This window comes from Streptomyces sp. NPDC017993, assembly GCF_044328065.1.
In the GTDB taxonomy this organism is placed as follows: domain Bacteria; phylum Actinomycetota; class Actinomycetes; order Streptomycetales; family Streptomycetaceae; genus Streptomyces.
Map to the genome: position 1 here is coordinate 62,878 of NZ_JBIRGO010000015.1, position 22,952 is coordinate 85,829.

Annotated in this window: 20 protein-coding genes; 7 read left to right on the plus strand and 13 right to left on the minus strand. The window is 72.4% G+C overall.

Translation table 11 applies throughout. The features are described 5' to 3' along the window. The first annotated feature begins 19 nt into the window (after positions 1-19). The 3 genes from ACH4FH_RS26110 to ACH4FH_RS26120 all read left to right on the plus strand — a co-directional run bounded on the left by ACH4FH_RS26110 (position 20) and on the right by ACH4FH_RS26120 (position 2,192). Positions 20-673 (plus strand): pyridoxal 5'-phosphate synthase, encoded by a 654-nt coding sequence (locus ACH4FH_RS26110; RefSeq protein ID WP_398558330.1) that lies wholly within the window; start codon positions 20-22, stop codon positions 671-673. After that, complete coding sequence (locus tag ACH4FH_RS26115) at positions 673-1,383, plus strand: maleylpyruvate isomerase family mycothiol-dependent enzyme (protein ID WP_398558468.1); 711 nt, start codon at positions 673-675, stop codon at positions 1,381-1,383. Before ACH4FH_RS26110 ends, ACH4FH_RS26115 begins: the two co-directional genes overlap by 1 nt. A gap of 68 nt (positions 1,384-1,451) precedes the next feature. After that, a complete protein-coding gene (locus ACH4FH_RS26120) occupies positions 1,452-2,192 on the plus strand; it encodes a leucine-rich repeat domain-containing protein (RefSeq protein ID WP_398558331.1) in 741 nt (246 codons plus the stop codon). Positions 2,193-2,230: 38 nt separating this feature from the next. Here ACH4FH_RS26120 and ACH4FH_RS26125 read toward each other — a convergent pair whose 3' ends face one another. From ACH4FH_RS26125 to ACH4FH_RS26145, 5 genes are all read right to left on the minus strand, one after another. Then, complete coding sequence (locus ACH4FH_RS26125) at positions 2,231-2,458, minus strand: DUF397 domain-containing protein (protein WP_393896244.1); 228 nt, start codon at positions 2,456-2,458, stop codon at positions 2,231-2,233. A 151-nt stretch (positions 2,459-2,609) separates the two neighbouring features. Continuing rightward, positions 2,610-3,776: a thiolase domain-containing protein gene (locus ACH4FH_RS26130; protein WP_398558332.1), complete on the minus strand. Its 1,167-nt coding sequence runs from the start codon at positions 3,774-3,776 to the stop codon at positions 2,610-2,612. Next, positions 3,773-4,816: a thiolase domain-containing protein gene (locus ACH4FH_RS26135; protein ID WP_398558333.1), complete on the minus strand. Its 1,044-nt coding sequence runs from the start codon at positions 4,814-4,816 to the stop codon at positions 3,773-3,775. The genes ACH4FH_RS26130 and ACH4FH_RS26135 overlap by 4 nt, the downstream gene beginning before the upstream one ends. Continuing rightward, positions 4,816-5,796: a Zn-ribbon domain-containing OB-fold protein gene (locus tag ACH4FH_RS26140; protein ID WP_398558334.1), complete on the minus strand. Its 981-nt coding sequence runs from the start codon at positions 5,794-5,796 to the stop codon at positions 4,816-4,818. Before ACH4FH_RS26140 ends, ACH4FH_RS26135 begins: the two co-directional genes overlap by 1 nt. 15 nt (positions 5,797-5,811) lie before the next feature. Then, the gene (locus ACH4FH_RS26145; protein ID WP_398558335.1) at positions 5,812-6,786 is read right to left on the minus strand and encodes a crotonase/enoyl-CoA hydratase family protein; all 975 of its coding nucleotides are present in this window, start codon (positions 6,784-6,786) and stop codon (positions 5,812-5,814) included. A gap of 106 nt (positions 6,787-6,892) precedes the next feature. On the opposite strand from ACH4FH_RS26145, the gene ACH4FH_RS26150 reads away from it, so the two are divergent. Next, positions 6,893-8,530 (plus strand): acyl-CoA synthetase, encoded by a 1,638-nt coding sequence (locus ACH4FH_RS26150; RefSeq protein WP_398558336.1) that lies wholly within the window; start codon positions 6,893-6,895, stop codon positions 8,528-8,530. Between the two features lie 50 nt (positions 8,531-8,580). Here ACH4FH_RS26150 and aroQ read toward each other — a convergent pair whose 3' ends face one another. Both aroQ and ACH4FH_RS26160 read right to left on the minus strand, forming a co-directional pair. After that, positions 8,581-9,210, minus strand: coding sequence for a gamma subclass chorismate mutase AroQ (gene aroQ / locus ACH4FH_RS26155; protein ID WP_398558337.1), 630 nt, complete (start codon positions 9,208-9,210; stop codon positions 8,581-8,583). A gap of 191 nt (positions 9,211-9,401) precedes the next feature. After that, positions 9,402-9,926 (minus strand): DinB family protein, encoded by a 525-nt coding sequence (locus tag ACH4FH_RS26160; protein WP_398558338.1) that lies wholly within the window; start codon positions 9,924-9,926, stop codon positions 9,402-9,404. A 141-nt stretch (positions 9,927-10,067) separates the two neighbouring features. Here ACH4FH_RS26160 and ACH4FH_RS26165 point away from each other — a divergent pair, with 141 nt between their 5' ends. After that, positions 10,068-10,904 carry a class I SAM-dependent methyltransferase gene (locus tag ACH4FH_RS26165; protein ID WP_398558339.1) on the plus strand — a complete coding sequence of 279 codons (837 nt, stop codon included), beginning with the start codon at positions 10,068-10,070 and terminating at the stop codon, positions 10,902-10,904. An 86-nt stretch (positions 10,905-10,990) separates the two neighbouring features. On the opposite strand, the gene ACH4FH_RS26170 is transcribed toward ACH4FH_RS26165, so the two are convergent. Next, positions 10,991-11,689 (minus strand): alpha/beta fold hydrolase, encoded by a 699-nt coding sequence (locus ACH4FH_RS26170; protein ID WP_398558340.1) that lies wholly within the window; start codon positions 11,687-11,689, stop codon positions 10,991-10,993. 122 nt (positions 11,690-11,811) lie between these two features. Here ACH4FH_RS26170 and paaK point away from each other — a divergent pair, with 122 nt between their 5' ends. Then, positions 11,812-13,140, plus strand: a complete 1,329-nt coding sequence (gene paaK / locus ACH4FH_RS26175) for a phenylacetate--CoA ligase PaaK (RefSeq protein WP_398558341.1) — start codon at positions 11,812-11,814, stop codon at positions 13,138-13,140. Positions 13,141-13,228: 88 nt separating this feature from the next. On the opposite strand, the gene ACH4FH_RS26180 is transcribed toward paaK, so the two are convergent. After that, positions 13,229-14,029, minus strand: a complete 801-nt coding sequence (locus tag ACH4FH_RS26180; RefSeq protein WP_398558342.1) for a VOC family protein — start codon at positions 14,027-14,029, stop codon at positions 13,229-13,231. Between the two features lie 243 nt (positions 14,030-14,272). Further along, a complete protein-coding gene (locus ACH4FH_RS26185; RefSeq protein WP_398558343.1) occupies positions 14,273-15,808 on the minus strand; it encodes an acyl-CoA synthetase in 1,536 nt (511 codons plus the stop codon). 176 nt (positions 15,809-15,984) lie between these two features. Between ACH4FH_RS26185 and ACH4FH_RS26190 the strand changes: the two genes are divergently transcribed. Further along, a complete protein-coding gene (locus ACH4FH_RS26190; protein WP_398558344.1) occupies positions 15,985-18,408 on the plus strand; it encodes a penicillin acylase family protein in 2,424 nt (807 codons plus the stop codon). A 58-nt stretch (positions 18,409-18,466) separates the two neighbouring features. Here ACH4FH_RS26190 and ACH4FH_RS26195 read toward each other — a convergent pair whose 3' ends face one another. The 3 genes from ACH4FH_RS26195 to ACH4FH_RS26205 all read right to left on the minus strand — a co-directional run bounded on the left by ACH4FH_RS26195 (position 18,467) and on the right by ACH4FH_RS26205 (position 22,887). Next, on the minus strand, positions 18,467-20,026 hold the full coding sequence (locus tag ACH4FH_RS26195) for an acyl-CoA synthetase (RefSeq protein WP_398558345.1): 1,560 nt from the start codon (positions 20,024-20,026) through the stop codon (positions 18,467-18,469). Between the two features lie 20 nt (positions 20,027-20,046). Then, entirely contained in the window at positions 20,047-21,150 is a 1,104-nt protein-coding gene (locus tag ACH4FH_RS26200) for an NAD(P)H-dependent flavin oxidoreductase (protein ID WP_398558346.1), read from the minus strand. 159 nt (positions 21,151-21,309) lie between these two features. Next, positions 21,310-22,887 carry a phytoene desaturase family protein gene (locus ACH4FH_RS26205; protein WP_398558347.1) on the minus strand — a complete coding sequence of 526 codons (1,578 nt, stop codon included), beginning with the start codon at positions 22,885-22,887 and terminating at the stop codon, positions 21,310-21,312. Between the last annotated feature and the right edge of the window lie 65 nt (positions 22,888-22,952).

The following is a 22,952-nucleotide window of genomic DNA, read 5'->3' on the forward strand; positions in this document are numbered from 1 at the left end:
TTACATCTGAGGGGGCGTCATGGCCGAGGTGCGACAACTGCTGCGCGGTCTTCCGGTTTTCGGGGGTGAGCTGCCGCAGTTCGATCCGCGCGAGACACCCGACGACCCGGTGGAGCTGTTCACCACATGGCTGCTCGGCGCCATACAGGCGCAGGTGCCGGAGCCGCATGCGATGACGCTCTCGACGGCCGATGCCGACGGCCTTCCTTCGGCCCGCACGCTGATCCTTAAGGACATCGACACGGACGGCTGGCGCTTCGCCGCGGACGGCGGCAGCGCCAAGGGGCGGGAGCTGGCGGACCGTCCGTACGCGGCCCTGACGTTCTACTGGCAGCCACAGGCGCGGCAGGTGCGCGTCCGCGGCCCGGTGGTGCGGGAGAGCGCGGAGCGCGCGGCCGCGGACTTCCTCGCCCGAGGCACCGGCGCCCGTGCCGAGGCCCTGCTCGGCCGGCAGAGCGAGCCACTCGCGGATCTCGCCGAACGGGACGCCGCGGTGGCCGAGTCGGCGGCCCGACTCGCCCGGGAACCCGCTCTGGTCGCGCCCGGGTGGACGCTCTACACCGTGCGGGCCGAAGCGGTGGAGTTCTGGCAGGGCGCCAACGACCGCAAGCACACCCGGCTCAGCTACCGCCGTACGGCATCGCACTGGACCAAGGAACTGCTGTGGCCGTGATGACCCCGGACGGCGTACGGGACCGCGTCGAGGCCGGTCACGCCCGGCTGCTCGCCCTGCTGCCCGGCCTGACGGACCAGGACGTCCGCGAGCCCGGCGCACTGCCCGGCTGGTCGCGCGCCCATGTCCTCTCCCACATCGAAGGCATCGCGCAGGCCATGGCGCGGCAGGCCCGCTACGCGCTGCGCGGCGAGCTGGTCGAGCCCTACGACGGTGGCCGGCCGGCGCGTACCGCCGCCATCGAGGCAGGGGCGGTACGCGATGCCGCGGCGCTACGGTTGGCCGTCGGGAACGCGCTGGCCGAGGCCGGGGCGGCCTGGTCGGCGGTCGGCCCGGCCGACTGGTCACGCCCGGTGCGCTACCGCGATGGCGATCTGCGCGCGGCGTTGCTGTGCTGGTGGCGGGAGTTGGAGATCCACACGGCGGACGCCCGGCTCGGTCCCGGCCCGCAGGACTGGCCACGGGAGCTGTGCCTCCACCTCATGGATTTCCTGGCTCCCCGCGCGCCGCGGGAGCTGCGTCTCGTGCTGGAGGCCACGGATGAGGCGTTCTCTCGGGCGTACGGGCCCGGCACCGCGCCGACCGTGACGGTCCGCGGCCCGCTCACCGCTCTCACGGCCTGGCTGGCGGGCCGTGACCCACACCGACCACTCGACTGCCGCCGTGCGGAGGCAGACGTCCCGCTGCCCGAGCTGCTCGACTGGCCGTAGCACCAGCCGGCCGGCCGGGCCGCCACACCCGGCCGGTCGGACCCCGACCCACAACAGAGAGCTTCCCGATGCCGAAGAGCCGGCCCACGCCACCCTTGACGGTCAATCTCTGGAAGGCGGGGCTGACGTCGGTGCCGCCGGAGATCTGGCGGCGCGACGACTGGGAAGTGCTGATCCTCGCCGACAACGACCTGACCGAGATCCCGGCCGCGCTCGGCCGGCTCCGCGCACTGCACACCCTCGACCTCGGGCACAACGCCCTGCGCGCGGTACCTGACGAGATCGGCGAGCTGCACGGGCTGACGCGGTACCTCTACCTGCACGACAACCAGCTCACCCGGCTGCCCGGCGCGCTCTGCACCCTGGACCGGCTCGGCTACCTCAACGTCGGCCACAACCCCCTCGGCCTGCTGCCCGAGGCACTCGGCGCGATGGCCGGACTCGTGGAACTCCGGGCACAGGACGCGGAGTTGACCGACCTGCCGGACTCGGTGGGGCAGCTCCTGCTGCTGCGGGAGCTGTGGCTCGGCGGCAATGCCCTGACGGATCTGCCGGAAGGCGTCGGCGCCCTGCGCGAACTACGGCTCCTGGAGCTTCGGGACAACTCCCTGCCGCAGGTCCCCGAGGCGCTGCGCGCACTGCCGCTGCTGCGCCGGATCGACCTGCGGGGCAACCGGATCGAGGAGCTGCCGTCCTGGGTCGGCGAGCTGCCGTCCCTGGAGAAGCTGGACCTGCGCTGGAACGGCGTGGACGATGCGGCGGAACCGGTCACGGCACTGCGCGAGCGGGGCTGCGTGGTACTCACCTGAGAGCGTCCCCGCCGCGCCCCCTCTGCCGCCCGGCGCGTCTACGTGAGGTCGAACTCGCCGTCGCGGGCGCCGACGACGAACGCGCGCCACTCGGCGGGAGCGAAGATCACCGCAGGGATCTCGGGGTTGCGGCGGTTGCGCATCGCGATGAACCCCTCGACGAAGGCGACCTCGACGTCGCCCACGCCTCGGCTGCTCGACTGCCACTGGGCGTGCGTCAGGTCGAGTTCGGGCCTCGGCCCGCCCACGAGCCGCTCCTCGGTCATGCTGTCGGCCACTGCCGCGCTCCTCCCGGTTCGTCGTCCGCGGTCAGCCTAACCACTGCCTCCGGTGACGGACAGGGTGCGGCGCGAGGAGGTGATGCGGCCGCTCGGGGAGGGGCGCGCGCCGGCGCCTCGCGCCCGCCCCCGGGGAGCGTCACCCGGCCGGCGGCTCGGCGCCCACCAGCCACATCGAGAAGAACTGTGCGCCGCCGCCGTAGGCGTGTCCCAACGCCCGCCGGGCGCCGTCGACCTGGTGCTCGCCGGCCTGACCGCGTACCTGGAGCGCCGCCTCCGCGAAGCGGATCATTCCGGAGGCGCCGATCGGGTTGGTGGACAGCACACCGCCGGAGGGATTGACCGGCAGGTCGCCGTCCAGTTCGGTGACGCCGGACTCGGTGAGCTTCCAGCCCTCCCCCTCCGCGGCGAACCCGAGGTTCTCCAGCCACATCGGCTCGTACCAGGAGAACGGCACATATATCTCTGCCGCGTCGATCTCGCGGCGCGGGTCCGTGATCCCGGCCTGCCGGTAGACGTCGGCGGCGCAGTCCTTGCCGGCCTGCGGGGAGACGAAGTCCTTGCCGGCGAAGAGCGTGGGCTCGCTGCGCATCGCCCCGCCGTGCACCCAGGCGGGCGGGTGCGGTGCGCGGGCGGCTCCGGCCCGGTCGGTGAGGATCATCGCGCAGGCACCGTCGGAGGACGGGCAGGTCTCTGAGTACCGGATCGGGTCCCAGAGCATCGGCGAGGCCTGGACCTTCTCCAGCGTGATGTCCTGCTCGTGGAGGTGGGCCCAGGGGTTCTTGAGGGCGTTACGGCGGTCCTTGTAGGCGACGAGGGAGCCGACGGTGTCCGGGGCCCCGGTGCGCCGCATGTAGGCACGGACGTGCGGGGCGAAGAAACCACCGGCCCCGGCCAGCAGCGGCTGCTGGAAGGGGACCGGCAGGGAGAGACCCCACATCGCGTTGGACTCGGACTGCTTCTCGAAGGCGAGGGTGAGGACGGTGGTGTGGACCCGGGCGGCGACGAGGTTCGTGGCGACGAGTGCGGTGGAGCCGCCGACCGAGCCGGCGGTGTGCACCCGCAGCATCGGTTTGCCCACCGCGCCCAGCGCGTCGGCGAGGTACAGCTCCGGCATCATCACGCCCTCGAAGAAGTCCGGGGCCTTGCCGATCACCACCGCGTCGATGTCCGCCCAGGTCAACTGGGCGTCCTCCAGGGCCTGACGGGCGGCCTCCCGGACGAGACCGGCGATCGAGACATCGCGGCGGGCGGCGACGTGCTTGGTCTGGCCGATGCCGACCACGGCCACGGGCTCCTTGCTCATGACTCCCCCTCCAGAACGGCGACCAGGTTCTGCTGCAGGCACGGCCCCGAGGTGGCGTGCGCGAGAGCGCGGTCGGACTCGCCGCGCTGGATCCGGGCGGCGGCCTCGCCGAGGCGGATCAGCCCGGCGGCCATGACGGGGTTGGCGGCGAGCGCGCCACCGGACGGGTTGACGCGGACGGAGTCGTCGAGGGCGAGGGCGTGGCGCAGCACGACCTCCTGGGAGGTGAACGGTGCGTGCAGTTCGGCGGTGTCGACGGGGCGCTCGAAGGCTCCGGCGCGTTCGGCGGCGAGCCGGGTGGACGGTGAGTCGGTGAGGTCACGGACGCCGAGGCTGTGTGCCTCGATGCGGTGGTCGAGGCCACGGATCCACGCCGGGCGGTCGGTCAGCCGGCGTGCGGTGTCGCCGGCCGCGAGGATGACGGCGGCCGCGCCGTCGCCGATGGGCGGGCAGTCGCCGGTGCGCAGCGGGGCGACGAGATGCTCGCCCGCGGGTACCTCGCCGCGCAGTTGGGCGTGCGGGTTGGCCTCGGCTGCGGCCCGGCTGCGGGCCGCGATCCCGGCCAGCGCCCGCTCGTCGGTCCGTCCCGCGTCGATCAGGGCCTGGGCCTGGAGGGCGGCGAGCGCCACGGAGTCGGGCCACAGCGGCGCGACGTAGTACGGGTCGAGCTGGCGGGTGAGGACCTCGCGGACGTCGCCGGGCGAGGACTTGCCGTACGCGTAGACCAGCGCGGTCTCGGCCTCGCCGGTGAGGATCTTCACCCATGCCTCGTACAGCGCCCAGGCTCCGTCCATCTCGACATGGGATTCGGAGATCGGCGGCCAGGCGCCGACGCCGTCGAGGGCCATGGTGAAGGAGAAGGCGCGGCCGGCGAGGTAGTCGCTGGAGCCGGAGCAGGTGAAGTCGATGTCCCGGGCCTTCAGGCCGGTCCGCTCCAGGACGGAGTGCAGCACCGGCATCAGCATCTCGACCTCGGAGGTCTCCGCGCTGTCGCGGACGTGGTCGCTCTGTCCGAAGGCGACGATGGCGACCTCGCGCATCAGATCAGCTCCTTGTAGCTGTCGTAGTCGGCATCGGGTTCGCCGGTGGGGCGGTAGTGGTCGGGGAAGCGGCCGCCCTCGGTCCAGACGGGTTCCACGCGCAGGCCCATGCGGACCTGGTCGTAGGGGATGCCGCCGATGCGCGCGTGCAGGGCCAGGTCGGCGCCGTCCAGGGCGATATGGGCGTAGACGTAGGGCACTTCGATGTCGTTCGAGCTGTGGCGCGCCTTGATGTTGACGATGCAGTAGGTGGTGACGGTGCCGCGTGGGCCGACCTCGACCTGGGTGTCGGTGGCGACGCCGCAGGTGGGGCAGGCTCCACGGGGCGGCACATAGACCTTGCGGCAGGAGGGGCAGCGCTCACCGATGGTCCTGCGTTCCGCGAGCGCCCGGAGGTAGCGGGACTGGGTGCGGCCCGGTGCGTAGGTGTAGTCGAGGCGGGCGTGGGCGGTGATGCCCGTGACGGCTGCTTCCTCTGATTCCCCGGCGTTCGCGCTCTCCTCCGCCGGGGCGGTCTCCCCCGCAGGGTCCTGCTCCGGTGTGCCGTCGTCGGGCTCGAAGCAGGCGATGTCGGTGATGGCGCCGGTGCGCCGGGCGGCCCAGCGGACCCGGACCCGCATGCCGGTGCGGACGGTGTCCGGCCCCGGCGCGTCCAGGGCGTGCAGCAGCGCGGTGTCGGCGCCGTCGAGCCGGACCAGCACCCAGGCGAAGGGGGTGCCGAGCGGCTGACCGCGGCGCGGGGCGGGGTTCCAGGCCCAGGTGGTGACGGTGCCGGTCGCGCCGACCTCGATCAGGTCGCGGATCTCCTCGGCGGTGACCGGGTCGTATTCGGCGGGCGGCACGATCACCCGGCCGTCGCTCGCCCGGACGCCGAGGACGGTGCGCTCGCGCAGCCCGGTGAGAAAGGCGCTCTGGACGGGGCCGAGCGAGCGGGTGAAGGGGAATTCCACGACGAGGGGTGCGGTGAGGACCTCTGACATGCGGGTCTCCTTGGCTCAGGTGCGCCGGTAGACGGGCGGGCGCTTCTCCGCGAAGGCCCGGGAGCCCTCCTTGGCGTCGGCGGTGTCGAAGATCGGCCAGCCGCGCGCGAGTTCGGCCTTGAGGCCCTCTTCCTCGGTCATGCCGGCGGTCTCGTGGACGGATGCCTTGACGGCCTCGACGGCGAGCGGGCCGCAGGCGTTGATCAGCGCGGCGATCTCCAGCGCCTTCTCCAGCGCGGTGCCGTCGGGGACGACATGGCCGATCAGGCCGATCCGCTCCGCCTCCGCCGCAGGGTAGGGGCGGCCGGTGAGCAGCATCTCCAGGGCGTGGGTGTGCGGGATCTGGCGGGCGAGGCGGACGGTGGAGCCGCCGATGGGGAACAGGCCGCGCCGCACTTCGAACAGACCGAAGACGGCGCTCTCCCCGGCGACGCGGATGTCGGTGCCCTGGAGGATCTCGGTGCCACCGGCGACGCAGTACCCCTCGACGGCGGCGATCACCGGCTTGCGCGGGCGGTGGTGGCGCAGCATCGCCTTCCAGTGCAGATCGGGGTCGTCGCGCAGCCGGTCGCGGTACTGCTCACCGGCCATCCCGTCCCCCGCGAGGGCCTTGAGGTCCATGCCGGCGCAGAAGGTTCCGCCGGCGCCGGTGAGGACGATGGAGCGGATGTCGTCGTCCTCGTCGGCGGCGGTCCAGCCGTCGTGCAGCCCCACCAGCATCGGCAGCGAGAGGGCGTTCTTCGCCTCCGGCCGGTCGAGGGTGAGCACCAGTGTCGCGCCGACCCGCTCCACGGTGAGGTGTTCGGTGCCGCGCGTCCGGCCCGTGGTGCCGGTGTCCGCCGGTGCCCCTCCCCGGCCCCGCTCGTCCCGCGCCGTTGCCGCGTCGTCGCTGTCGGCAGCGGCGCGCTTTTCGGTCCCTTCGGTCCCACCCATTCCGTCCTCCCGTCTCACGACGTAGAACAGGTTGCAGTAGCCGCACACCGACTTCAAGAGTTTTCTGACAGGTAGTCAGTTTTCTTCGCCGTGGCCCTTCCCTGCTGTTCTCCGCGGCGCTCTAATGACCGCCAAGCCGACGCCCGCCCGGTCTGGAGGAGACGTGGAGTACAACCTTGCCGACCTCTTCGAGTCGATCGTCGACACGGTCCCCGACCGCGAGGCACTGGTGTACGTCGACCACCCGGGAACCGGGGCCGAGCGGCGTCTGACGTACGCGGAGCTGGACCGTGCCGCCAACCGTCTCGCCCACCATTTGAGTGACCGCGGCATCGGCCCCGGACACCATGTCGGGCTGCACCTCTACAACGGCATCGAGTACCTCCAGGCCGTCTACGCCTGCCTGAAGATCCGCGCCGTCCCGGTCAACGTCAACTACCGCTATGTGGAAGAGGAGTTGGCATACCTCTACCGGGACGCGGACCTGGTGGCGCTGGTCTTCGACGCGGAGTTCACCGCACGGGTCGCCGCCGCGCTCCCCCACGCGGGCGGACTGCGGCACCTCGTCCGGGTCGGCACTCCGCCCCCGGACGCTCCCGAGCCGGACATCCGCCCGGTCCCGCTGACCGAGGCCGAAGCCGCCGGTTCACCCGCCCGGGGGTTCGGTCCGCGCTCGGCCGACGACCAGATCGTCATCTACACCGGCGGCACCACCGGGATGCCCAAGGGCGTGATGTGGCGCCACGAGGACATCTTCTTCTCCGGCATGGGCGGCGGGGCGCCGACCGGCGAGCCGGTGAAGCGCCCGCAGGAGCTGGCCGAACGGGTCGCGGCCGGCGGCGAGGGCGGCGCCGGCCTCGTCTTCTTCCCCACGCCCCCGTTGATGCACGGCACCTCCACCCTCACCGCGTTCATCGCCTTCCACTTCGGCCAGAAGGTCGTCGTGCACCGCAAGTTCGTCCCCGAAGAGGTGCTGCGCACCGTCGAGCGGGAGAAGGTGACCTGCGTGTCGCTGGTCGGCGACGCGATGCTGCGCCCGCTCGTCGACGCGTTGAGCGGCCCGCTCCGGGACACCGACTGCTCGTCCCTGTTCAGTGTCAGCAGCTCCGGCGCGATCCTGTCCGAGACGGTACGGGCCCAGTTCGGTGCCCTGGTGCCCGGCGCGATGCTGCTGAACAACTTCGGCTCCTCCGAATCCGGTTTCAACGGCACCGCCACCGACGACTCCGGCCCGGACAAGGGCTTCCGGCTACGCGTCAACTCCTCCGTCGCGGTGGTGGACCCGGCCGACCGCGAACCGGTCGCGGTCGGCGAGGTCGGCCGGATCGCGCTGCGCGGCCATGTACCGCTGGGCTACTACAACGACCCGAAGAAAACCGCCGAGACGTTCTTCGAGGCGCGCGGTGACCGGTGGGTCCTGCTGGGCGACATGGCGACCGTCGACGAAGAGGGCATCGTCACCGTCCTCGGGCGGGGCTCGCAGTGCATCAACTCCGGTGGCGAGAAGGTCTACCCGGAGGAGGTCGAGCAGGCCCTGAAGTCCCACCCGGACGTCTACGACGCGCTGGTGGCCGGAGTCCCCGACGAGCGCTGGGGCACCCGCGTCGCAGCCGTCGTCCAACTACGCCCGAACTCAGCTCCGTTGGACCTCGCGGACGTCCAGGCGCACTGCCGCTCGCGGCTGGCCGGGTACAAGATTCCGCGCGCCGTCGTCTTCACCGACCACATCCAGCGCTCACCCAGCGGCAAGGCTGACTACCGCTGGGCCAAAGCGGTGGCAGCCGGCGACCGGGAGGCGTGAGCGACCGGGGTTGCGGCAGCCGCCACGGCCCCCGCCCGGACCGGACGCGGTCAGGCCCCGCCGCAGACCGACCGCAGCGAGCGGGCCAGCGCGGCCGCGTGCAGACCGTCGATATGCCGCTCGTGCCCCACCCGCACCGCGGCCGCGGTCAGCAGCGGGCCGCAGTACGGCGCGGAGCGGGCGGCCGGCGAATCGGCGATCGCGCGCACCAGGGCGCCGTTGATGCGGTTGATCTCCTGGCGCACCTCGTCGAGGTCCGGGCGCTCGGCCGGCGCCTGCGAGGGGTCCGCCTGCCACGCACGGTGCAGTCCCCGCTGGACGACCTTGCTCGCCTCGATCTGGTCCCGGAAGATCCGCACCGTGACCTCCGGATCCGCCCCCAGCTGCCGTGCCTGCGCGGCCACCGCGTCGAGCACCACCTGCTCACGGGCCGGGTCGTCGATCGGGCCGCCGGTCCCCCACTTGGCCGCGGCCACCAGATCCCCGGTCGCCACCCGCTCCGCGGACAGCGCGGCGAGCGGCTGCAGTTGGCCGTAGGGAGAGGGCGCGGCGGCGACCGGGCGGGCCGCCGCGGGCGAGGTGTGTGACGGCGCCGCGACGGCGCCGCCGGCTCCGGCGAACAGGACGGTGGCGGCTGCGCCGGTGATCAGCGCACGGCGCATCGAGGTGGTCAGCTGCACATTCGGCCTTTCTCGAACCTTCGGAACCGCCCGCGTTCACCCGCCGGTTGAGGGTCGGGGCGAGGCCCGCCCGAGCGGTGGGTGCGAGATCGTACGGGCGTGAGCCTAAGCCCTTCTGGGGCTCTGCGTGGCGACTACACCTTCCGTGGCGCGGTCAGGGCCGGCGGCTCGCCGACGACCCGCCTGCGCCCTCACGCGCCGGTGACGCCGTCGACGCATTCCCTGAGCAGATCCGCATGGCCGTTGTGACGCGCGTACTCCTCGATCATGTGGACGAGAATCCAGCGCAGCGAAACGCCCTGGTCACCGAGGACCCCGGCATCCCTCTGCGACAGCTCGCCGGAGTCGGTCAGCGAGGAGTCGGCGGTCAGCTCGCGGCCGCGTGCGACTTCGGCGCGCCAGACGGCCAGCGCCTCGTCGATGCCGCGGTCCGGGTCGAGCGCGAATCCGTCGTCGCCCTCTTCGAAGACGGGTGGTACGTGCTGTCCGGCGAACACCCTTTGGAACCAGTTGCGTTCCACCTCCGCCATGTGCTGGACCAGGCCAAGCAGCGTCATCGCGGACGGTGACACGGGGGCCAGCCGCAACTGACGGTCGTCGAGCCCCGCGCATTTCAGCGCGAGCGTGGCGCGGTGAAACTCCAACCAGCCCTCCAGCATCGCGCGTTCGTCGGCATGCGGGGGCGGAATCGGGCGCCCGTCCGGTGTAGTACCCATGCGCGCTACCCTTCCACAACCCGACAGCGCGGAGCGCGGGAAGGCCGCCGAAGGGGCGCAGCGGACCGCTCGGCGCCCGCTCACGGGACGACGCAGGGCTCTGGCACGATGTGGAGCCACCGAGGAAGGCGAGGGCGCACCATGACCGTCTGGGACGCGGAGTCGTTCGACCGGTTCGAGCGGACGGGCTGGTCCGGCCGCGCCGACGCCTACCGCGCGGGCTTCGGGCGGCTGACCACGCGCCTCGTCGAACCGCTGCTGGACGCCGCGGGCGTGGGCCCCGGGAGCCGCGTGCTGGATGCGGGCTGCGGGCCCGGGACGGTGGCCGCCGCGGCACTGCGGCGGGGCGCGAAGGTGACGGCCGTGGACGCCTCTCCCGAAATGGCCGCGCTGGCCGGCCGGAGCCATCCCGACCTCGATGCCCGCATCGCCCTGCTCGACGACCTTCCCTTTGAGGATGGCGAGTTCACTGCCGTCGTCGGCAATTTCGTGATCAACCACCTCGGCGATCCGGCGGCGGGTCTCACGGAGATCCGCCGGGTGCTCGCCCCCGGCGGGCGCCTCGCGCTGACCGCTTGGGAGAAGGAGGCGATGCGGGCGACCGCGCTGTTCGGCGAGGCGGTGGCCGAGTCGGGGGTGCCCCGACCCGCCGACCTCCCGGCGGCCGGACCGTTCCTCGCCGGCGCCGAGGGCCCGGACCGCCCGGCAGCGTTCTTCCGGCTGCTGAGCGGCGCGGGGTTCACGGCGGCCGACGTCGAAACCGTTCGGTGGCTGCATCGCGTCGACCCGGGCCAGTGGTGGACCGATGTGGTCACCGGTACCCCGCTGACGGGCGCGGTCATCTCCCGGCTCGCCCCGGAAGGGCAGCGGGCCGTCCGCCGGATCTACGACCGCAAGGTCGCCGCGCACGCCGTCGGCGACGGGTTCGTGGCACTGCCTGCCGTCGCCCTCCTCGGCAGCGCGACCCGCCCCGCCTGAGGCGAACGGGCCGCGGCCGACGAATCGGGCCCGCATCGGGGCTCCGCACCGCGTCCGCGACGTCCCGCCCGCGACGCGGACACGCCCTAGACGTACGGCGTCAGGAACGTGTTCACCGCCGCGAGGAACTCCAGTGGGCGCTCCTCGTGGACGAGGTGGCCGGCGCCGTCGATCGTCACCAGACGGGCATCGGGGATCCGGTCCACCAGGTCGGCGAGGTGCGACTGCGGGATGTGGCTGGTCGGGCCGCCGCCGATGACCAGGGTCGGGGCGGTGATCTTTGCGAGGTCGGCCCACCAGGCCGGGTCGGGGGCGTTGCGCTCCGCGACCACCGCGGCCTTGGCGCGCCAGTCGAAGGCCGGCGGGCCCTCCGGGGCCTCGGGGACCTCCAGCGGGGGCTCCGCGGGCACCGGCGGCGCCGGTTCCTCGATGATCAGCCGTTCCACGCGCTCCGGGCTCGCCTCTGCCGCCAGCAGGGCGGCGACCGCGCCCAGCGAGTGGCCGATGAGCGTCACCCGCTCCAGGCCCAGCGCCCCGAGGAAGCCGATCACGTCGTCCCGCCACCGCTCGAAGCCGTACTCGCCCGGCCAGTCACTGTGCCCGTGGCCCCGCTGGTCGAGGGCGTAGACCCGGTGGGTGGCCGTGAGCCGCGCGACCACACCGCGCCAGTCCTCGCCGTCCTCCCCGAGACTGTGCAACAGAACGGCCGGGGGCGCCTCCTCCTCACCCCACACCCGGTATGCCAGCTGGACCTCACCGACCTGCACCTTCTGGACGTCACTCATGCGCTGGACGGTACCCGGGAGCCGTCCGCGTCACGCCCCTTGACGTGTTCGCCGCGCGCTGATTACTTGGATGCGCATTCAGCTACCGAATGATCGGTAGGGAGACGAGGCGGTGACACTGCATGGCGCCAGCGGCCACGGGCGGCGATCGGTTCGACGAGGCGGAGCGGCTCTCGGGTGACGCGTTGCGCGAACTGCAACTGACGCGGTTGCGGGAGTCGTTGCGGCACGCGTACGACCACGTCCCCTGCTATCGCGAGTCCTTCGACAAGGCCGGGATACGGCCCGAGGACTGCCGCTCGCTCGGCGACCTCGCCAGGTTCCCGTTCACCGTCAAGGATGATCTGCGCGCGCAGTACCCCTTCGGGATGTTCGCGGTCCCCCGGAGCGAGGTGCGTCGACTGCACGCTTCCAGCGGCACCACCGGCCTCCCGACGGTCGTCGGCTACACCGAGCGCGACCTGTCGACCTGGGCGGATGTCGTCGCCCGCTCGATCCACGCGGCCGGCGGGCGCCCCGGCCACACCGTCCATATCGCCTACGGATACGGGCTGTTCACCGGCGGCCTCGGGGCGCACTACGGCGCGGAGCGGCTCGGCTGCACGGTCGTGCCGGCCTCCGGTGGGATGACCAGCCGGCAGGTGCGGATCATCCAGGACTTCCGTCCCGAGATCATCATGGTGACCCCGTCGTACATGCTCACGCTGCTGGACGAGTTCGAGCGGCAGGGCATCGACCCCCGGAGCACCTCCCTCAAGGTCGGCATCTTCGGCGCCGAGCCCTGGACGGAGGAGATGCGCCGCGAGATCGAGGAGCGCTTCGCGATCGACGCGGTGGACATCTACGGCCTGTCGGAGGTCATGGGGCCGGGCGTCGCCCAGGAGTGCGTGGAGACGAAGGACGGGCTGCACATCTGGGAGGACCACTTCTATCCGGAGGTGGTCGATCCGATCACCGGTGAGGTGCTGCCGGACGGGGAACACGGCGAGCTGGTGTTCACCTCGCTCACCAAGGAGGCGATGCCGATCGTCCGCTACCGCACCCGGGACCTGACACGGCTGTTGCCCGGCACCGCCCGTCCCGCCTTCCGCCGCATGGAGAAGATCACCGGACGCAGCGACGACATGATCATTCTGCGCGGGGTGAATCTCTTCCCCGCACAGATCGAGGAGATCGTGCTGCGGACGCCGGGGGTGGCCCCGCACTTCCAGCTGCGGCTGACCCGCGAGGGCCGGATGGACGAGCTGACCGTACGCGCCGAGGCCCGGCCCGACGCGACCACCGAGGAGCGCACGGCGGCCGTCGGCCGGATCGCCCGCGGGGTCAAGGACGGCATCGGAGTGTCGGTGGCGGTGCAGATCGTCGATCCGGAGACGCTGGAACGCTCTGTCGGCAAGATCAAGCGGATCGTCGACACCCGGCCGCGGGACACGGAGCGGCGCGCCCCCTGACGCGGGGCGGCCCCGGGGTGGCGCCCGGGGCGGCCGTGGGCGCGGGGCGCCGGCGGCCGCCTTCCGGCGCGCTCCCCGGCGAGCCGGGTCAGCTCGTCGTGGGATCGCCCTTGATCATGGCGAACGGCGCCCCCGCCGGGTCCTTGAGCATGGCCAGCCGGCCGACGCCCGGTGCGTCGCTCGGCGGCATCAGGACGGTGGCGCCGCGCGCGGTGGCGGTGGCGAACGTGGTGTCGCAGTCGGTCACGCCGAAGTACGGGTGCCACTCCGGTGTCGTACCGGCGTCGAGGTTCTCCTGCGGCAGCTGCATGACCCCGCCCTGGCTCGTGTCGTCGCCCTTGCCACCACCGGGCGCGGAGACGAGGGTGTAGACCATGTCCTCGCCCATGGGCATGTCCTGGTAGGTCCAGGAGAACACCGAGGTGTAGAAGCTCTTCGCGCCGGCCGTGTCGGTGGTGAACAGCTCCGTCCAGCACAGCGCGTTGGCGTCCATCAACTTCTCCAGGCCCTGGACGTCGCCCGGCTGCCATACGCCGAAGTCGGCACCCTGCGGGTCGGTGAAAGCCGCCATCCGCCCGGCCGTGAAGACGTCCGAAGGCGGGACGCGGACCGAGCCGCCGGCCTGCTCGACGGCCTTGTGCGTGGCGTCCGCGTCGCCGGTGTGGAAGTACGCCGTCCAGGCGGAGGTCGCCCCGTCCTCCGTCAGCGGGCCGACGGCGCCCACGGTCTTGCCGTCGAGCTGGAAGAAGCCGTAGCCGCCGGCTTCCGGGCCGGCCGACAGGAAGGTCCAGCCGAAGACGGCGGAGTAGAAGGTGACGGCGGCGTCGATGTCCGGAGCGCCGAGGTCGAGCCAGTTGGGTGTGCCCGGAACGTAATCGGTCGTCAGCATGGGTGATCCTCCGATGTACTGGTCGTGACGCCGGCCGGTGGGACCGGGCGGGCGCATGGTCCGGTACGGCGGTGTCCTCGCCGCCGTCCGCAGGTCTCCTCGCGGCCCGGCCACGGCCGATTCTCCGCCACTTCTCAGCATGGCAGGGGGCGCTGACAGCCGCCCTCCGTACGCACCCGGGCCGGGCCCGCCCCGGCCGGGGAACCGCCTGGCGTCGTCCCGGCCGTCACCCACGGTGACCGGTCAGGACGCGCCGAACCTGGCCCGCAGCTCCCGCTTGAGGATCTTCCCGCTGGCATTGCGCGGCAGCGCGTCCACGAACACCACCTGCTTGGGAGCCTTGAACGACGCGAGGCGGGCACGGGCGGCGTCGATCAGTTCCTGCTCGCCCACCCCGGCGCCGTCCGCGCGCCGGACGACGACGGCGGTCACCGCCTCGATCCAGCGCTCGTCCGGCAGGCCGATGACCGCGACCTCGGCCACCTCGGGATGCGCGTAGAGCACGTCCTCCACCTGCCGCGAGGCCACCAGCACCCCACCGGAGTTGATGACGTCCTTCACCCGGTCGACCACGGTGAAGTAGCCCTCGGTGTCCCGCACGGCCAGGTCGCCGGAGTGGAACCAGCCGTCGCGGAACGCCTCGGCGGTCTCCTCCGGCTTGTCCCAGTAGCCGGTGCACAGCTGCGGGGAGCGGTAGACGACCTCGCCCGTGGTGCCGTCGGGCACCTCCCGGCCCGCCTCGTCCACGACCCGCGCCTCCACGAACAGCACCGGACGGCCGCAGGAGTCCATCCGGCCCTGGTGTTCCTCCGGGCCGAGCACCGTGGCCAGTGGCCCGATCTCGCTCTGCCCGAAGCAGTTGTAGAAGGCGAGTGCGGGCAGCCGCGCGCGGAGCCGCTCCAGGACCGGCACCGGCATGATCGAGGCGCCGTAGTACGCCTTGCGCAGTCCGCTCAGCTCCCGCACGGCGAACCCGGGGTGCTGCGACAGCGCGATCCACACGGTCGGAGGTGCGAACAGGCTGTCCGCCCGTCCGGCCTCCACCAGGTCGAAGATCCCGTCCGGGTCGGGCCCGTCGAGGATGGTGTTCTCCGCGCCCACGGCCAGATAGGGCAGCAGGAACACGTGCATCTGCGCGGAGTGGTAGAGCGGCAGCGAGTGCAGGGGCCGGTCCGTCTCCTTCAGGTCCAATGCGATGACGGCGCTGGTGTACTCGTGCACCAGCGCGCGGTGCGTCATCATCGCGCCCTTGGGCAGCGCGGTGGTTCCCGAGGTGTACAGGAGCTGGACGAGAGTGTCGTCGGGCAGTTCGGCGGCCGCCGGCTCGTCGGTGTCCCGGTCGTCCGACGCCCCCGGGGGCTCGGCGAGCCGCACCAGCAGCGAGTCGGAGGCGTCGCTCAGCGGCATGGTGCGTACGGACGTGGGCAGCCGGTGCGCGAGCGCGGGGTCGGTGAGCACCAGCGAGCTGCGCGACTGCTCGACGATGTACCGCAGATCCTCGCCGGTGAGGCTGTGGTTGACGGGCACATGGACCAGTCCGGCGCGGGCGCAGGCCAGGAAGCCGATCAGGTACGCGTCGGAGTTGTGCCCGTAGGAGGCGACCCGGTCGCCGGGCCGCAGCCCGTCCGCGAGCAGCACCCGGGCGGCGGCGGTCACCGCGTCGTCCAGCTCGCGGTAGGTCCAGGACCGGTCGGCGTACCGGACCGCCGTCCGCTCGGGCACCCGGCGGGCGCTGCGCCGCAGGACTCCGTCGACCGTGTTGCTCCGCGCTTGCGTCATGGCGCGATCCTCGGCCGCGGCCCGGCGCGGGTCAAGGCGCCCGGCCGTACCGCCGCGGGCCGTCCGCGGGGCCGCGGCGTCCGGTCCGGTTTCCGCGTCCGGGCGAACCACACTGCCGATGACCGACCGCTTGGTACGCTCAACCGCCTTTGCTCTCAAGCCTGTTGGGAGGAACCATGCGCAACCGCTGGAGAACGTTCGCGCTCGCCGGGGTGGCCCTGCTGATATCCGCGGCCGCGCCACCGGACACACCGGCCGCCGACGCCAGGCACCATCCGTCGGCCGGCGGGCTGTCCGCCGTCATCCGCTACACCGAGTACGGCATCCCGCACATCGTCGCCGAGGACTACCCGAATCTCGGTTTCGGGGAGGGCTGGGCCCAGGCCGCCGACCAGGTGTGCACCCTCGCCGACGGGTTCGTGACCCTACGGGGTGAGCGATCGCGGCACTTCGGTGCCGACGCCGTCCCCGACCAGTCGCTGTCCTCGGCGGCCACCAACCTCTCCAGCGACCTGTTCTTCACCGGCGTCCGGCGGGCGGGTACGGTCGAGAAGCTGCTGCGGCAGCCCGCGCCGGCCGGCCCGAGCCGCACCGTCAAGGACCTGATGCGGGGCTGGGCGGCGGGCTACAACGCCTGGCTGAGCCGGCATCGGGTCGAGGATCCCGCGTGCGCGGGGAAGTCGTGGGTCCGGCCCGTCACCAGCCTCGATGTGGCCCGACGGGCCTTCGCGCTGGCCGTACTCGGCGGGCAGGGACGGGTGGTGGACGGCATCACGGCGGCCGCGCCGCCCGGTGCCGGGCCCGCCGCCGGGACCCGGTCCGCGCGCGGCGGAGCCGGCGCCACCGCGGGCAAGGGCGCCGTGGACGCCGTGCGCGAGCTGTTCTCGCAGGACGGCTCCGACATGGGGTCCAACGCGGTCGCGTTCAAGGGCTCCACGACGGCGAACGGCCGCGGCCTGCTGCTCGGCAATCCGCACTACCCGTGGTCCGGCGGCCGCCGCTTCTGGCAGTCGCAGGTCACCATCCCCGGTGAACTGAACGCCTCCGGCGGCTCCCTGCTCGGCTCCGTGGCGGTCTCCATCGGGCACAACGCCAAGGTCGCCTGGAGCCACACGGTCGCCACCGGCATGACGCTGAATCTGCATCAGCTGACCCTGGACCCGGCTGATCCGACCACCTACCTGGTCGACGGCGTCCGCCACAGGATGACCCGCCGCCTCGTCACCGTTCCCGTCAAGGACGGCCCGGACGTCTCCCGCACGCAGTGGTGGACCCGCTACGGCCCGGTGGTCAGCTCCCTCGGACAGCTGCAACTGCCCTGGACCGGCGGGACGGCGTACGCCGTGAACGACCCCAACGCGGTGAATCTGCGGGCCGCCGACACCGCCCTGCGCTTCAGCAAGGCGACCGGTGTGGACGGCATCGCGCGCTCGCTGCGCGACACCCAGGGGCTGCCCTGGACGAACACCGTCGCCGCGGACGCCGCCGGCCACTCCTACTACAGCCAGTCGCAGGTGCTCCCCCGCATCACCGACGATCTCGACCGGCGCTGCTCCACGGCGCTAGGCCGCACCACCTATCCGTCCACCGGCCTCGCGGTGCTGGACGGCGCGCGGTCCGACTGCGCCCTCGGGCGGGACGCGGACGCGCTGCAACCGGGCATCTTCGGCCCGTCCGCGATGCCCACGCTCAAGGACGCGCCCTACGTCGAGAACTCCAACGACAGCGCCTGGCTGACCAACGCGGACCACCCGATCACCGGATATCCGAGGGTCTTCGGCTCGACGGCGACCCCGCGCTCGCAACGGACCCGCGGTGCCCTCCAGGACGTCTCGGCGATGGCAGCGCGCGGCGCACTGACCCTCGACGATCTGCAGCGCCAGCAGTTCGCCAATCGCGCGCCGGTCGGCGACCTGGCCGCCGCCGACACCGCGCGCGCCTGCCGGGACCTGCCAGGCGGCATCGCAACAGGCAGCGACGGCACGGCGGTTGACGTCTCGGCGGCCTGCCGGGTGATCGGGTCCTGGGACCGGACCGTACGTACCGGCAGCACGGGGGCGCTGCTCTTCGACCGCTTCTGGCGGGGGCTCACCGCGAAGGTCCCGGCAGCGAACCTGTGGCGTACCCCCTTCGACCCGGCCGATCCGGTACGCACCCCGCACACCCTCAACACCGCGGCCCCCGGGTTCGCCACCGCACTCGCCGATGCCGTGACCGAGCTGCGTACGGCGAAGATCCCGCTGAACGCGCCGCTCGGAGCACACCAGTTCGTGGTGCGGGGCGGCAAGCGGATCCCGATCGCCGGCGGCACCGAGGGGCTCGGCATCTGGAACAAGACCGAGGGCCGGTGGGATGCCGCGGCCGGCGGCTACCACGAGGTGACCACGGGCTCCAGCTACCTGCAGGCCGTCGGCTTCAACGGCGGTCGCTGCCCCGACGCAAGGGTCCTGCTGACCTACTCGCAGTCCTCCGACCCGGGATCGCCCCACTACCGCGACCAGACCGAGCTGTACTCGGCCGGCCGGATGGTGCGGGCCCGCTTCTGCGAGCGGGACATCCTCGCGTCACCGGAGCTGCGGGTGGTGCGCGCACGCCAGTGACCATGGCGCGGGGAGGGCGGCCGGCCCGGTGGGGCCGGCCGCCCTCCCGCACCCCCAGCTATACGGCGCGGTCCCGCCCGGCCCAGTACGGCTCGCGCAGCCGCCGCTTGTAGAGCTTGCCGTTGGGGTCACGCGGCATGGCGTCGAGGAAGTCGACGGACTTGGGCCGTTTGTAGGCGGCGAGATGCCGCGCGCAGTGCGCGAGAATCTCCGCGGCCAGCTCGGGCCCCGCCTCGTGGCCCTCGGCGGGTTCCACCACCGCCTTGACCTCCTCGCCCCAGTCGTCGTGCGGGATGCCGAAGGCGGCCGCGTCGGCGACGGCGGGGTGGCCGAGCAGCGCGGACTCGATCTCCGCGGGGTAGATGTTGACCCCGCCCGAGATGATCATGTCGATCTTGCGGTCGCGCAGGAAGAGATAGCCGTCCTCGTCGAGAAGGCCGAGGTCGCCGACGGTGAAGAAGTCGCCGATCCGGTTCTTCGCGGTCTTCGACTCGTCCTTGTGGTACTGGAAGCCACCGGTGGACATCTTCATGTAGACGGTGCCGAGTTCACCCGCGGGCAGCCGGTTGCCGTCGTCGTCGAAGACGGCCAGTTCGCTGATCGGCCACGCCTTGCCGACCGTGCCGGGCTTCTTGAGCCAGTCCGCGGCGGTGGCGAACGCACCGCCGCCCTCGCTCGCGGCGTAGTACTCCTCGACGCAGCCGCCCCACCAGTCGATCATCGCGCGCTTGACGTGGTCGGGGCAGGGCGCGGCGCCGTGGATGGCGTGCCGCATCGAGCGCACGTCGTGGGCCGCACGGGTGCGGTCCGGCAGCGCGAGCAGCCGGTGGAACTGGGTGGGCACCATATGGGTGTGGGTGCAGCGGTGTTCTTCGATCAGGGCGAGCATGTCCTGGGGCGCCCACTTGTCCATCAGCACCAGGCGGTGCCCGATGTGCAGGGACGCGCCGGCGAATTGCAGCACGGCGGTGTGGTAAAGCGGCGAGCAGACCAGGTGGACGTTGTCGTCGAACGGCTTGATCCCGAAGATGCCGAGGAAGCCGCCGAGGTAGGTCTCCTCGGGGGGCTTGCCGGGCAGCGGCCGGCGGATTCCGCGGGGCCGTCCGGTGGTGCCCGAGGTGTAGTTCATGACCCAGCCCAGGGTGCGCTCGGAGGGCGCGGATTCGCTGTTGCCGTCCAGGAGTTGGGCGTACGGCCGGAATCCGTCCACGGGGCCGACGGCGTAGCGGTGGGTGGCGGGCAGCTTGGCCTCGTCGGCGGCGCTCCTGGCCTCGTCGGCGAACCGCTCGTGGGCGATCAGCACCTTCGCGCCGGAGTCGGCGACGATCCAGGCGATCTCCGGGCCGACCAGGTGGTGGTTGACCGGGACGAGGTAGAAACCGGCCTGGGAGGCGGCGAGGTAGGCGAGGAGGAACTCCACTCCGTTGGGCAGCACCACGGCGAAGGCGTCGCCACGCTCAAGACCCGCCGCGCGCAGCCCGTGGACCAGTTGGTTGCTCGCGGCGTGCAGCCGGCCCGCGGTCCACTCCTCGCCGCCCGGGGTGACCAGGACGGAGCGGTCCGGGTCGGCGGCGGCCTGCGCCCAGAAGCCGTTGGGCGGTGGGGAGTCGTTGGTCATATCCGCTGTCCTCCTCGGGATCAGACGCGTCCGGCGATGCGGTTGATGCGGTCGATGGCCCGCTCGAAGCCGCGGGTGAGGTCGTCGAAGACGGCCTGCACGCTGCGCTCACTGTTCATCCGGCCGACGATCTGGCCGACCGGCGTGCCGAGCAGCGGCTCGACCTCGTGCTTTTGGATACGGCTGTTGGCCTCGGCGACCAGCAGTCCCTGCAACGGCATCGGCAGCGGCCCCGGGCCGGCCGGGTCGTCCCAGGCGTCGGTCCATTCGGTGCGCAGCTGACGTGCGGGCTTGCCGGTCAGGGCGCGGGAGCGGACGGTGTCGCCGGGTCCCGCGGCGAGCAGTTTCGCGGTCAGCCGCCGGGAGTGCAGTTCGGCTTCCTCTGTGGTCAGCCACAGAGAGCCGAGCCAGACGCCCTGCGCGCCGAGGGCGAGCCCCGCGGCGATCTGCTCCCCGGTGCCGATGCCGCCCGCGGCGAGCACCGGCAGCGGGTCGATGGCGGCCACCACTTCGGGGGTGAGGACCATGGTGGCGATCTCGCCGGTGTGCCCGCCGGCCTCATAGCCTTGCGCGACGACGATGTCGATGCCGGCGGCCTTGTGGTGCAGGGCGTGGCGGGGGCTGCCGGCCAGTGCGGCGACGAGTACGTCGTGGTCGTGGGCACGCCGGATGACGTCGGCGGGGGGCGAGCCGAGGGCGTTGGCGAGCAGTTTGATCGGATAGTCGAAGGCCACGTCGAGCTGGTTGCGGGCGACCTGCTCCATCCAGCCGGTGATCCGCCAGCCGGAGACCTCGCCCTCGGCGAGCTGCGGCACCTCGTGCTTGGCGAGGATGTCCGTGACGAATCGGCGGTGCCCCTCGGGGATCATCTCCTCGACGTCGGCCTCGCTGACTCCTTCCACCTTCTTGGCGGGCATCACCACGTCCAGGCCGTAGGGCAGCCCTTCGGTGTGTTCCTGCATCCAGTCCAGGTCGCGGGCCAGTTCGTCGGGCGCGGTGTAGCGGACCGCGCCGAGCACCCCGAATCCGCCGGCCCGGGTGATGGCCGCGGCGACCGCGGGGAAGGGGGTGAACCCGAAGACGGCGTGCTCGACTCCCAGTGTGTTGCTCAACTCCGTCTGCATGGGCGAAGGATGCCGCAGCACGCCGAACGAGGGAAGAGGTTTTCTGATGCAGCGTCAGTTAATGCGTCAGGGCCCTCTCCGGCGACGACCGACTGCGGACCGGCACGCTCTCCGGCAACACGTCGGCCGACGCGCCGGGTCCGCCGTCAGTCCCCTTCGTCAGCCCTCTTCGAGCACCGCCATCGCCGCGTTGTGCCCGGGGATCCCGCTCACTCCCCCGCCGCGCACCGCGCCCGCACCGCACAGCAGCACATTGGCGTGCGCGGTGGCCACGCCCCAGCGGCCCGGCGCGGTCGCCGCCGCGCCCGTGGCGCCGTCGGCGCCGTCGGGATCGGCGTACGGGAAGGCCAGCTCGCGGTGGAAGATGTTGCCGCCCGGCAGCCCCAGCTCCCGGTCCAGGTCCACCGGGGTGCGCGCCTCGATGCACGGCCGGCCATCGGTGTCGTACGCCAGGCAGTCGGTGAGCGGCTCGGCGAGGTGGGCGTCCAGCTGACCGAGCGTGGCGGCGAGCAGCCGCTCGCGGGTGGCGTCGTTGTCGGCGGTGAACAGGCTCGCCGGGGTGTGCAGTCCGAAGAGCGTGAGCGTCTGCCAGCCCTGGCGGACCAGCTCCTCACCGAGGATCGAAGGGTCGGTCAGGGAGTGACAGTAGATCTCGGACGGCGGCGCGGCCGGCAGCTCACCGGACGCGGCCTGCTGATACGCGGCTTCCAACTGACCGTATCCCTCGGCCACATGGAACGTCCCGGAGAACGCCTCCCGCGGGTCCACCCCGGTATCACGCAGCCGCGGCAGGCGGGTGAGCAGCATGTTCACCTTGAGCTGGGCACCCTCCGCGGCCGGTGGCGGCTCCTCGCCCAGCAGCCTGGCCAGTTCCCGTGGGGCGGCGTTGACCAGCACCCGGCGCGCGCCGACCGTGCCCTGCTCGCAGGTCACCTCCGCCGTACGGCCGTCCGTCGCGATACCGGTCACCGCGCAGTCGGTGACGATCTCCGCCCCGGCCCGGCGGGCGGCCCCGGCAAGCGCGTCGGTGAGCGCCCCCATGCCGCCGATCGGGACGTCCCAGTCGCCGGTGCCGCCGCCGATGACGTGGTAGAGGAAGCAGCGGTTCTGCCGCAGTGACGGGTCGTGGGCGGCGGCGAAGGTACCGATCAGGGCATCGGTGAGCACCACGCCCCGCACCAGGTCGTCGGCGAAGGCCGCCTCGACCGCCTCGCCCAGGGGCCGTTCGAACAGTGCTTCCCAGAGGGGCTCGTCGTCGATCCTGGCACGCAGCGCGTCGCGGGTCGGCAGCGGCTCGGTGAGCGTGGGGAAGACCCGCTCCGCGAGGCGCCGGTTGCTGCCGTAGAAGCTCTGCCAGGCGCTGAACTCCCGGTCGGATCCGGTGAGTCGGGCGAATGCCTCACGGGTGCGGTCCGGGCCGCCACCCACCAGCAGGCCGGTGGGGCGGCCGTCGCGTTCGACGGGGGTGTAGGAGGATACGGTGCGCTTTCGGACCGAGAAGTTCAGCCCGAGGTCCCGCACGATCTTCGGCGGCAGCAGGCTGACGAGGTAGGAGTAGCGGGACAGCCGGGCGTCGAGACCGGCGAACGCCCTCGTCGAGACGGCGGCGCCCCCGGTGTGGTCCAGCCTCTCCAGTACGAGCACGCTGCGCCCGGCGCGTGCGAGGTAGGCGGCGGCGACCAGCCCGTTGTGGCCGCCGCCGACGATGACCGCGTCATACGAAGTCCGTTCCGGCATGCCCCTTGGTAGCACGTGGTGATCTCGGTCGCCAGGTGCAGGCGGCTGAATCCTCCGGCCCGGCC